This window comes from candidate division WOR-3 bacterium (assembly GCA_039802005.1).
In the GTDB taxonomy this organism is placed as follows: Bacteria; Hydrothermota; Tepidihabitantia; order SM23-42; family JAOAFX01; genus JAOAFX01.
In genome coordinates this window covers 40,226-51,135 of record JBDRVV010000019.1, presented here as the reverse complement: position 1 = coordinate 51,135, position 10,910 = coordinate 40,226, and the positions used below count along the sequence as shown (strand labels likewise).

Below are 10,910 nucleotides of genomic sequence, written 5' to 3'. Positions count from 1 at the left end.
TCTCAAACCAGATTATATAAAGAATAGATTCCCCACAATTTATGAAACCTGCCTGCGCTGGGGTATTGATATCACAAGAGAACCAATACCCGTTGTTCCTGCAGCCCATTACCTTTGTGGTGGGATAAAGGTAAATACCTGGGGTGAAACATCTATAGAGAGACTATTTGCCCTTGGTGAATGTGCCTGTACCGGGGTCCACGGCGCAAATCGACTCGCTTCAAATTCTTTACTTGAGGCACTTGTTTTTGCCACAAGGGCAGCAAAGCGTGTTTCTCGTATTAAGTCGCTAAAACTAAAAAAACAGCCGAAATTAAAACCTTCAGTTACTACCGGTCCTGACTTCAAGATTCAAGTAAAGCAATTAATGTCGCAATTTGTAAATGTTATTAGAACTGAAGAAGGATTAAAAAAGGCGAGTGAAACATTGAACGAATACAGTAAATATTTTGAACCAGGTATTCATCTAAAAAATGCTGAATCACGTAATATGGTTGATGTAGCATGGCTAATTGTGGAATCCTGTCTCATAAGGAAAGAATCACGAGGGCTACATTACATTCTGGACTATCCTGAAAAGGATGAAGAATTTTTAAGGGATACAGTCATTCAGAGAACCCCATTATGATAAAAATATTTTAAAAGGAAAGGAGCATGCAATCAGGAGAGATTGAAGTTTTAATGGAAATTGGACAATCATATCTCCTGAACAAGGAGTATGATAAGGCAATCGCAAAATTTAGCGAAGCCTTAAAAATCAATCCCCATGAGCCGGAATTATATTATTATCTGGGTCTGGCGTATGAACAATCTGGAAGATTAGAACAGGCAAAAATGATGTATCTAAAGGTACTGGACCTGGATAAAAATTTCAATAATGCTGAAATAAGATTGTCTGAAGTAAACAATAAAATCTCCCAGGAGAAAAAAATGTAGTAATAATAAAATGTATTTATTTTCTAACTCTTACAAGGAAAATCAATAATAGTGCCGAGAGAAATGATAAGCAGGCACCTATAAAAAGTGCAATATTAAAACCGTATTTTTGCCAGACATAACCCATAATTAGGTTGGCAGGCAAAAGGGTAATACCTACAACTGTATGGTAGATACCAAAAACTGTTCCTCTGTGTTCAGGATTTGTAAGGTCCGCCACAAAAGCCCTGAGATTTCCTTCGGTGAACCCGTAATATAATCCATATATTATAAAAATGGGCCAGAGGAAGATAACTTTATTATTAAGAGCAAGGGCTGAATATGTAATCGTATAGACTAAAAAGCCAAAAACAATTGTTTTTTTCCTTCCGATACGGTCAGAAATAACACCCGCAGGATAGGACCATAAAAAATATGATATGTTAAAAACAAGCCAGAGAATTGGGATCAAAGGCACGGCAAGTCCCAATTCCTTTGCCCTCAAGATTAAAAATGCGTCTGAAGAATTACCCAGTGTGAATAAAATTATTACAAGAAAAAAAGTTTTCAATTTTGGATTAATATCTTTAAAAGAAAATTTGAAGAGCTTTTGTGTTTCTGGAATAATATCTTTAACACCAAAAATAATAAAGAGCACTGCTATAAAACCCGGTATAAATGCAAGTGCAAAGAGCAATCTGTAATTCTGATTAGATAGAGAAAGTATCAAAAAAGCAAAGAGAGGTCCGAGGATTGCGCCCATTGTATCCATTGCCCGATGGAACCCGTATGTCCTCCCATAAAATGTCTCTCTGGTAGATTCGGCAATCAAAGCATCCCTTGGTGCGGTCCTTATGCCTTTGCCGAAACGATCTGCAAACCGAACAATAAGAATATGCCATCCCTGCGTCGCAAGGGCAAGCAATGGCTTTACAATTGCTGAGAGCGTATATCCGATAAAAATAAAGAGCTTTCTTTTTCGGAGACGGTCTGAGATATATCCGGAAAAAGTTTTTAAAATACTCGCCGTTGATTCCGCAATTGCCTCAACAAGCCCGATAAATATCGGCTGTGCCTTCAAAACATCTTTCAAAAAAATTGGAATTATTGCGTAAGACATCTCTGTGGACAGATCAGTAAATAGACTGACCAGCCCAAGAACAAATACATTACGAGTAAGGAATGAAATTAATCCGTTTTTTTTCTCACTCATTTCTATTTATGGAGATTGATTTCAACTGTATCTACACCGCCGGTTAGCGTTAAATACCAGTACTGTCTGGGCCAGCCTGGATTATCAACGCTATCTAATAGCACAGCAACAATCTGGCTGCCTTGATAATTTGATGTTCCATAACAAACACTGTCCATTTCAAAAAATCCCGGGAGAGAATCATTTGAATAGCCGGTCGTTACATTTCTGAATCTATAGTAGTCTGTGTCATCCGGTCTTATATCCCTTATAACTAACTTAAGTCCATTAATCCCGCCAAGTGAATCATGCCTCGCCCATCCATATAAATGGGTAAAATACAGTTCTTCTCTTCCTGTGCAATTAAAAACAACCAAGAGAATAATTATTAAGAAAATAATCTTCTTCATTATTAAGCCTCCCTGTATCTTTAATTTTACCGAAAAAATTTTTAAAGTCAAGTTATTCAATATCAATATAGGTATCCGGTAATATTGACCCGCAGAGATTTTTAGATATAATAACATTATTATGAACAACAAAAAAATACTATCAGGAAATGAAGCAGTTGCAAGAGGTGCCTGGGAAGGTGGATGCCATTTTGCCGCCGCCTACCCGGGAACACCCTCCACTGAAATTTTAGAAAATATAATTAAATATCCGGAAATCTATGCTGAATGGTCGGTAAATGAAAAAGTAGCGCTTGAAGTCTGTGCCGGGGCATCATTTGTCGGAGCAAGGGCGATCACGGCGATGAAACATGTGGGTCTAAATGTCGCTGCCGACCCTATGTTTACCCTTGGTTATACAGGGGTCACTGGTGGGCTTGTCATTGTGACCTGTGATGACCCTGGATTGTGGTCCTCACAGAATGAGCAGGATAACCGCCATTATGGAAGGCATGCAAAAATTCCCGTGCTTGAACCTTCAGATTCAAATGAAGCGAAGATCTTCACAAAAATGGCATTTGATCTTTCCGAAGAATTTGACAGTGTTTTTCTCTTAAGACTTACCACACGAATTTCACATTCATCAGGGGTTGTAGAAATCGGTGAACGCAAAGAAGTTCCTGTTAAGGGTTATGTAAAAGACATCAAAAAAAGACTCGTTCTACCTGCCCATGCCCGAATTCTCCATCAGGTCGTAGAAGAACGGTTAAAAAAACTTGCTGAATATTCTGAAAAATTTCCTTATAATAAGATTGAGTGGGGTGATAAAAATCTCGGAATAATAAGTTCCGGTATTGCTTATATGTATGCAAAAGAGGTCTTCCCTGATGCCAGTTTTTTGAAACTCTCCTTTACCTATCCCCTGCCAAAGAATTTAATCAAAAAATTTGCCCGCAGTGTAAAGAAATTGCTGGTCATAGAAGAAGGCGACCCGATTCTTGAGCAAGAAATTAAGGCAATGGGGATTGAGGTAATCGGTAAAGAGAAAATTCCTTTGTGCGGTGAACTTGATCCAACGGTGATAAAAAAGAGTTTCAAGAAAAAAGTTTACAGACCCAACATAGAATTAAAAGAAGTACCGGAACGACCTCCGGTTTTGTGTCCTGGTTGTCCAGAGAGAAGTGTATTCTATGTGATTAATAAACTGAAACTCACTGCCACCGGTGACATCGGTTGTTATACCCTTGGTGCCCTGCCACCTTTAAATGCAATGGATACCTGTATTTGTATGGGTGCATCGGTAACGAATGCCCACGGAATGGATAAGGCAGGTGGCAAAGAACTGAGTAAAAAACTTGTAGCAGTAATAGGTGACTCCACCTTCTTCCATATGGGTATCACCGGATTGGCAAATGCGGTATACAATAAAGGGAACTTGAATCTCATAATCCTTGACAACCTGACCACTGCAATGACCGGACATCAACCCCATCCGGGCACAGGAAAACTTGCCCATGGCGAAGATGGCAAAAGAATTCTACCCGAGGATGTTGCCAGAGGTTGTGGTGTTGAATTTGTCAGGGTTGTTGATCCAATGGATTTAAAACAAACTGAACAAACAATAAGGGATGCTATTAATTTTGATGGGGTGACTGTTATTGTATTTCGCAGTCCCTGTATATTCTTGAAAAAACCAAAACCCTATCTCGTGGTGGATATTGAAAAATGCAATGGCTGTAAACTTTGTTTGAGATTGGGATGTCCAGCAATTACCCTAAAAAATATAGAGTCAAAAGAAAAACCTGTAGCGTATATTGAACCTACACTCTGCAATGGCTGTGAACTATGTATTCAATTGTGCCAGCATAATGCAATGTATTCATCAAAAAAGGAATAAAAATGAAAGATAAGAAAAGAAATGTTGAACCATCAAATAATAAAATTACCAGCATAATAATCTGCGGTGTTGGTGGACAGGGAATACTACTTTCCTCAGACATACTTTGCACTGCAGCGTTTCTCGTGGGATACGATGCCAAGAAAAGTGAAATACATGGAATGGCACAGCGTGGTGGTAGCGTAATAACTCATGCAAGATTCGGTAAAAAGGTCTATTCGCCACTTGTGGAAGAAGGCACTGCCGATTTTATCCTTGCATTTGAAAAACTTGAGGCATTGAGATACAGTTATTTTTTGAAAGAAAAAGGCACAATTATTGTAAATGACCTTGAATTTCCACCAATGAGTGTGCTTGCCGGAGAAAAGGAATATCCCAAAAATATAATAGATAGTTTAAAAAAGATTTCAATGGTACATTTAGTTCCGGCCCAGGAGATTGCCTTAAAATTAGGCAATGTGCGTGTAGCAAATGTTGTACTTTTAGGTAGCCTTGCGAAATTTTTGTTTTTCCCGAAAGAGGTCTGGATTGAAGCAATAAAGGCAAATGTGAAACCACAATATCATGAGCTGAACATTAAAGCATTTGAGATGGGATGGCATTGACTTTATAATCTTTATGGGTAGAATTATTCTATGAAAGGAAAAAAATGAATAAATCAATTATCTTATTATTGGCTTTTCTATTAATTACAGGATTCAGTCAGTCGCAGAATTTAGACAGCGTCATCAATAAAACAACTGCCCATTACCAGAATCTTAACAGTTTCTATATTGAATTCTCCCAGCGATTCTGTGAAAAAAATTCTGGTATCTGTCAGAATTTTGATGGTTCTGTATATTTTCTCAAACCAAATTATTTCCGTATGGAAATAAAGGAACCCAGGCAGATTTATGTTGGTGATAGTGTCTCGTTATGGATTTATCTTCCTGATAAAAAAAGGGCAATAAGACAGCATCTTGGCGCCCAGATCCCATTTGCAGTAAATCCCGATATCTTTCTCAAAGACTACAATGAAAGATTTAATGCAGAATTGAAAACAGGCAAAAATTATGAGATAATCCTTACTCCCAAAGAAGATACCGAAATTTATAAAAAAATAATTGTTGTTATTGACCCACAAAAATACGAGATAAATGGAATTACTATATTTGACGACACCGATTCAGAGAATAAATTCATCTTCAAAAATATCCAGTTGAATAAAAAGATTTCAAAAAAATTGTTTGAATTCAAACCCCCAAAAGGAACCGAAGTCGTTGAACAATAAATTCTTAATGGATAATAGGTGTTTTGCCTGTGGTTCTGATAACCCTATCGGGCTCCACCTTGATATTCAGGAAAATGTAGATGGTGTATATGCAAAGATAAAACTCAATCCTGTGTTTCAAGGTTATAGTCAGGTAATACATGGTGGAATCGTCTCAACGATCCTTGATGAAATGGCAGTATGGGCAGCGTTCAAAAAAGGCAAAAAGGCAGTGACTGCCGAACTTAATGTGCGTATAAAAAAGCCCATGCTTTCGGATACAGAGTATGTTGCCATGGGAAAGGTAATAAATATTAAATATAACCTCGTAATTGCACAGGCAGAGATAAAAGATGCAAATGAACAAACGATTGCCTGTGCCGATGTAAAATTGATACAAATTGAATAAGGTATATTTCATCTCTTTAGGTTGTCCTAAGAATCTCGTTGATTCAGAACGAATAATGGGTATTCTGGAAAAAAACGGTTTAATCTTAGGCGCGAGTTTGCAAGAAAGCAATATCGTTATTATCAACACCTGTGGATTTATAAAACCTGCCTTGAAAGAAACCGAGAAAGAGATAAAAAAAATTTTAAAATTGAATAATAAAAAAGTTTATGTATACGGCTGTGCTGTAAATCGAGCACGAGAATTTTTATCCAGAAAATTTCCTGAAATCCAAAATTGGTATAATATCAGTGAGCGAAAGAAACTTATTAAAGATCTTATTAAAAAAAATGCAACAGGCGATGTGAGACTATTAACAACCATGGGCTACGCTTATCTAAAAATTGCCGATGGCTGTTCAAATCGTTGTTCATACTGCACAATACCTTTGATAAAGGGTGAATTTAAAAGTTCAAACTTTGATGACCTGATTAATGAAGCAAGGGCTCTGGCAGAAATCGGAACAAAAGAGTTGCTTATCATTGCCCAGGATACTGCCCAGTACGGATTGGATTTGTATAATAAAAAGATGATTGTGCCCCTGATAAAAGAAATCTCAAAAATAAAGGGTATTGAATGGATAAGATTGCTATATGCCCATCCAAAATCACTGACCGATGAATTAATTTCAGAGATAAAAACTAATCCAAAGGTGTGCAAATACCTTGATATGCCAATTCAGCATATAAACGATCGTATACTCAAATTGATGAATCGTCGTATCACAAAAAAAGAAATACTAAGGTTAATGAAAAAATTAAAAGGAATAACCCTGCGAACTACAATAATCGCTGGATTTCCAACAGAAACCGAATCAGAATTCAATGAACTCTATGATTTTTTAAAAAATGGTTATTTTGATTGGTTCGGTGTTTTTAAATACTGTCGTGAAAAAGATACACCTGCTGGACTTTTAAATCAACTTCCGCCTGAACTAATCAACAAAAGATTCAACAAATTGGTCGAACTCCAGCAGCGATTAATAACATTAAAAAATCAGCAGAGAGTAAATAAAGTCTACCGTGTACTTGTCCATCAAAAAAACAAGGATTTTATTGGACACACCGAGTTTTCGGCACCGGATATTGACGGACAGATAATAATAAAGCGCGACGATATCCAATTAGGTAAATTTTATCTTCTCAAAATAACGGGTATGAAAGGAGTGGACCTTTATGCCTGTTAATCTGTTCTTTTTAACTCTCTCCAGCATTCTCTGCAACATTGATATCCCGCTTGAATTCAATGGTCGGGTTTTTCTTGGAAAATATTTGAATAGTGATACTACACGATTCAATATGGATGCATCAGCACAGCTGAGATGCACAATGTTGAAATATAAATATCTTTCTTTTTATATGGAATACAGGGATGACCTTGATATGGCAGAGCAGAAGGGTGGTGTCTCCCTTGACCCGAGATACTCACATTATTATGTCACTGGTGGTTTTGAATACAATTTTTCAGAATTTTTTAGTCAGCTCTCATTTATCCATGATTGTGTCCATGATATTGATTATGAAGTGGAAGGAACACCAGTCTTCAACCGGCTTTCTCTACTCTTCGCCAATGCCGCATATCATCCTGCGAATGCGATAAAGACCGAAGAAAATTTGCTCTGGGCGTTTAATACAAAACTATATCCACACTGGAGATATCATGGCTGGGATGTAAATGCCGGTGCAGATTATCAAATTGACTTCAATGTTGATCTTATATACAAATTCTTTGATAGGAAATCTTTAGGTGCATTTACCAACCTAAATCTTTTAGTATGTAAAGGTGATACAACCCTATACCATCAAGATTTCGTTAGAATAAATTTTTTCTATAAAAATTTCAGTCGCAGAATTGGGTTTGAGTTGAAATATAATTTTTATAATAATGACCCAATAAAAGATCCGGGAGGCCTATGGCTATTTTCAGCATTTGTGGAGTTTTAACTTTAAATCTTTTGACATTTAATCATTTCGGAAATTCTTACGAACTATTCAGTATTGGTTGCCAGCTTGAACTTGAGGGCAAAATTCCTGAGGCAATAAATTATTATCTCAATGCCTTACAATACGACCCGACTGCAAAAGAAATCTATTATTCACTAACCAGTGCCTTTTTTAAGCTCCGGGAATATGAAAAGGGAATAGAGTATGCGTATAAGGGACTTGCATTTGTGAGCGATAGTTCTGAATTTTATGGATTGATTGCTGCAGGATATATTGGAAAGGGTGACCTCAAGGGTGCTGTTAAAATCTATGAAAAAATAAGAGAGCTGAAGCCTTCAGATACTGGAATAATCCAGACGATAGCACTACTGTATGAAGGTCTTGGCGACTTGAATAACGCAATGAAAACACTCCTTGAATTTCCTGATAGTCTTAAAAATGCTGATATCTATAATCGTTTAGGAACACTTTCCGGTAAATCCCGTAATCATCTTGATGCAATAAAATATTATAAACAGGCATATGCCCTTGATACCACAAATGCCCTCGCCCTCATTGGAATCGGCACAGGTTTTGATATTCTAAACATTAAAGATTCTGCAATTTATTATTACGAACTTGGATTAAAATATAATGATGCCAATGACCTGCGCAAAAGGCTCCTTGACCTCTATGGCGATACTGAACAATATGAAAAAATGATAAAGGTTGCCCGAGAAATATTGAAGGTGGATTACTATGATGCCTACGTCCGTAGAAGTCTGGGTTTTGGATTATACAAACTAAGCCTGTTGGACGAAGCATTGAGTGAATTTTTAATAAGCGCAGGACTCAACCCTCAGGATGATTACTCCCGTTTTTATATCGCACGCATAAACCTTGAGCAGAGGAAATATGATGAAGCCCAAAAGGCAATTGAAGATGCGATTAAAATCAATCCCGATTTCACTGAACTCTGGGTCTATGCAGGATTCATTGCCATGGATAAGAAAGACTATAAAAATGCGCGATATTATTTTACAGAAGCAGCCTACCACAATGCAGATATGTCACAGATTTATTATCTACTCGGTGCGGTTAGTGAACTTGAGGGCTCATTCAAAGACGCCTACTTTTATTATAAAAAATCTTTGAGATTGAATCCAGGTTCACTTCCTGGATTATCAGCCCTTGCCAATATATGTGACCGAATAGGCAAAAAAGATGAAGCCTTGCGTAATTTTGAAAAAATAATACAGATTGATTCTACAGATGCTACTGCCCTGAATTATGTAGGCTATACATATGCCGAAAGAGGTGAACGATTAGATTATGCCTTGGAATTGATTGAAAAGGCTCTAAGTATTGAACCCAATAACGGTTATATAATTGACTCACGTGGCTGGGTTTATTATCAAAAAGGAGATTATGAATCTGCCCTGTTAGATTTAAAAAGGGCAAGTGAACTTGTTGAAGATGGGGTGATATTTGAACATTTAGGCGATGTATATCTAAAGTTGAATGAAGTTGAGAAGGCGATTGAAATGTATAAAAAAGTTCTTCTTCTTGAACCGAAAAATAAAAGTGCTCGGCAAAAATTATTAAATCTGAAAGGAGAATGATGGAACCATATCGCATAAAGGTTATTGAACCATTAAGAAAAACTACCAGAAGTCAGCGTTCATTGATTTTAAAAAAAGCAGGATATAATCTTTTTCTCATTCCTGCCCGTTTTGTATATCTTGATTTTATCTCGGATTCAGGGACAGGTGCAATGAGTTCCAGGGCCTGGGCAGAAATAATTGCAGCAGAAGAAGATTTTTCTGGACAGAAGGCAAGTGAAGACTTCATAAATATCGCCCGGAAAATTACCGGTTTTCCTTTTATACAAGCGGTTCACCAGGGCAGGACCGCAGAAAATATTTTATTCAATCTACTTTTCAAAAAAGGTAACAAAGTCATTTCCAATACCCATTTTGAGACGACTCGCGCAAACCTTGAGAAGATCGGTTGTATGGTTATTGATATGCCCGACCTGACACCACCTTTCTGTGGAAACATAGATTTGAACGGATTAGAATCAGCGGTTAGGAAAGATAATAAAATAAAGGCGGTTGTGTTGACTCTCACAAATAATATCAAAGGTGGGCAACCGGTCTCACTTGAAAATATAAAACAAACCCATAAGATAATCAAAAAACGGGGTGGCATATTGATATTTGATGCCAGTAGATTTGCTGACAATGCATTTTATATAAAAAACTATTCAAATTCAAAAAAATCAATTTTAGGCATATGTAACGAAATGTTCAGTTATTGTGATATTCTCTATCTGAGCAGTAAAAAAGATGGACTTGTAAATATCGGTGGATTTATTGGCGTCCGTGATAAAAGAATATATGAGCAATTGAGAGAAAAAATTATTGAACAGGAGTCATATCCAAGTTCGGGCGGTCTTGCGGCACGCGACCTCGCCGCAATGGCGGTTGGTTTAGAAGAAGCAATTGATGAGGAATTTCTTAAATCACATATTGAAAAAGTCCATTATCTCGGCAAAATTTTAAAAAAGAATGGAGTAAGAATCTTTGAACCACTTGGTTGCCATGGCGTTGTAATAATTCCAGAACCCAAATTCCCTTATCCTGCCTACACATTAGGTGCCCAGATTTACCTTGAAACAGGTATAAGGGGCGGGGTATTTGGTAATGAATTAAGGCTTGCAATTCCAAGAAGGGTATATACAATGGAACATCTCAAATTTGCTGGTGAGGCGATAAGTTTTTTTTACAAAAAAGAGCCAAAATTCAAATTGAGGTTAGTAAATAGACCAAAAACATTTTTCAATTTCTTCGCCCAATTCACAGCGGAAAAATAAACTTTAATACTCTACATTTGTCT

Annotated in this window: 12 protein-coding genes; 10 read left to right on the top strand and 2 right to left on the bottom strand. The window is 37.0% G+C overall.

Annotated features, from left to right (window positions below; all coding sequences use genetic code 11):
• Together ABIL69_07450 and ABIL69_07445 are read left to right on the top strand one after the other, a co-directional pair.
• Positions 1-628 (top strand): FAD-binding protein (locus ABIL69_07450; protein MEO0123822.1); only part of this gene is annotated, 628 nt, incomplete at its 5' end.
• 26 nt (positions 629-654) lie between these two features.
• Positions 655-936: a tetratricopeptide repeat protein gene (locus ABIL69_07445; protein MEO0123821.1), complete on the top strand. Its 282-nt coding sequence runs from the start codon at positions 655-657 to the stop codon at positions 934-936.
• Positions 937-952: 16 nt separating this feature from the next.
• Here ABIL69_07445 and ABIL69_07440 read toward each other — a convergent pair whose 3' ends face one another.
• Together ABIL69_07440 and ABIL69_07435 are read right to left on the bottom strand one after the other, a co-directional pair.
• Positions 953-2,128: an MFS transporter gene (locus tag ABIL69_07440; protein ID MEO0123820.1), complete on the bottom strand. Its 1,176-nt coding sequence runs from the start codon at positions 2,126-2,128 to the stop codon at positions 953-955.
• A gap of 2 nt (positions 2,129-2,130) precedes the next feature.
• On the bottom strand, positions 2,131-2,517 hold the full coding sequence (locus ABIL69_07435) for a hypothetical protein (GenBank protein MEO0123819.1): 387 nt from the start codon (positions 2,515-2,517) through the stop codon (positions 2,131-2,133).
• A 121-nt stretch (positions 2,518-2,638) separates the two neighbouring features.
• Here ABIL69_07435 and iorA point away from each other — a divergent pair, with 121 nt between their 5' ends.
• The 8 genes from iorA to ABIL69_07395 are packed head-to-tail and all read left to right on the top strand — an operon-like array spanning position 2,639 to position 10,887.
• The gene (gene iorA, locus ABIL69_07430; protein MEO0123818.1) at positions 2,639-4,393 is read left to right on the top strand and encodes an indolepyruvate ferredoxin oxidoreductase subunit alpha; all 1,755 of its coding nucleotides are present in this window, start codon (positions 2,639-2,641) and stop codon (positions 4,391-4,393) included.
• Between the two features lie 2 nt (positions 4,394-4,395).
• On the top strand, positions 4,396-4,998 hold the full coding sequence (locus tag ABIL69_07425; GenBank protein MEO0123817.1) for an indolepyruvate oxidoreductase subunit beta: 603 nt from the start codon (positions 4,396-4,398) through the stop codon (positions 4,996-4,998).
• Between the two features lie 44 nt (positions 4,999-5,042).
• Positions 5,043-5,663 carry an outer membrane lipoprotein chaperone LolA gene (gene lolA, locus ABIL69_07420; protein MEO0123816.1) on the top strand — a complete coding sequence of 207 codons (621 nt, stop codon included), beginning with the start codon at positions 5,043-5,045 and terminating at the stop codon, positions 5,661-5,663.
• 7 nt (positions 5,664-5,670) lie between these two features.
• Entirely contained in the window at positions 5,671-6,051 is a 381-nt protein-coding gene (locus tag ABIL69_07415) for a PaaI family thioesterase (GenBank protein MEO0123815.1), read from the top strand.
• Entirely contained in the window at positions 6,044-7,276 is a 1,233-nt protein-coding gene (gene rimO, locus ABIL69_07410; GenBank protein ID MEO0123814.1) for a 30S ribosomal protein S12 methylthiotransferase RimO, read from the top strand. Before ABIL69_07415 ends, rimO begins: the two co-directional genes overlap by 8 nt.
• The gene (locus tag ABIL69_07405; protein ID MEO0123813.1) at positions 7,266-8,033 is read left to right on the top strand and encodes a hypothetical protein; all 768 of its coding nucleotides are present in this window, start codon (positions 7,266-7,268) and stop codon (positions 8,031-8,033) included. The genes rimO and ABIL69_07405 overlap by 11 nt, the downstream gene beginning before the upstream one ends.
• The gene (locus ABIL69_07400) at positions 8,003-9,634 is read left to right on the top strand and encodes a tetratricopeptide repeat protein (GenBank protein MEO0123812.1); all 1,632 of its coding nucleotides are present in this window, start codon (positions 8,003-8,005) and stop codon (positions 9,632-9,634) included. The genes ABIL69_07405 and ABIL69_07400 overlap by 31 nt, the downstream gene beginning before the upstream one ends.
• Complete coding sequence (locus ABIL69_07395) at positions 9,631-10,887, top strand: tryptophanase (GenBank protein MEO0123811.1); 1,257 nt, start codon at positions 9,631-9,633, stop codon at positions 10,885-10,887. The genes ABIL69_07400 and ABIL69_07395 overlap by 4 nt, the downstream gene beginning before the upstream one ends.
• The last annotated feature ends 23 nt before the right edge of the window (positions 10,888-10,910 follow it).

What these genes read in the sequence shown, in the direction of transcription:
- ABIL69_07445 (MEO0123821.1), top strand. Translation starts at nt 655, where the DNA reads ATGCAATCAGGAGAGATTGAAGTTTTAATGGAAATTGGACAATCATAT.
- ABIL69_07440 (MEO0123820.1), bottom strand. Translation starts at nt 2,128, where the DNA reads ATGAGTGAGAAAAAAAACGGATTAATTTCATTCCTTACTCGTAATGTA.
- ABIL69_07435 (MEO0123819.1), bottom strand. Translation starts at nt 2,517, where the DNA reads ATGAAGAAGATTATTTTCTTAATAATTATTCTCTTGGTTGTTTTTAAT.
- iorA (MEO0123818.1), top strand. Translation starts at nt 2,639, where the DNA reads ATGAACAACAAAAAAATACTATCAGGAAATGAAGCAGTTGCAAGAGGT.
- ABIL69_07425 (MEO0123817.1), top strand. Translation starts at nt 4,396, where the DNA reads ATGAAAGATAAGAAAAGAAATGTTGAACCATCAAATAATAAAATTACC.
- lolA (MEO0123816.1), top strand. Translation starts at nt 5,043, where the DNA reads ATGAATAAATCAATTATCTTATTATTGGCTTTTCTATTAATTACAGGA.
- ABIL69_07415 (MEO0123815.1), top strand. Translation starts at nt 5,671, where the DNA reads ATGGATAATAGGTGTTTTGCCTGTGGTTCTGATAACCCTATCGGGCTC.
- ABIL69_07405 (MEO0123813.1), top strand. Translation starts at nt 7,266, where the DNA reads ATGCCTGTTAATCTGTTCTTTTTAACTCTCTCCAGCATTCTCTGCAAC.
- ABIL69_07400 (MEO0123812.1), top strand. Translation starts at nt 8,003, where the DNA reads ATGGCTATTTTCAGCATTTGTGGAGTTTTAACTTTAAATCTTTTGACA.
- ABIL69_07395 (MEO0123811.1), top strand. Translation starts at nt 9,631, where the DNA reads ATGATGGAACCATATCGCATAAAGGTTATTGAACCATTAAGAAAAACT.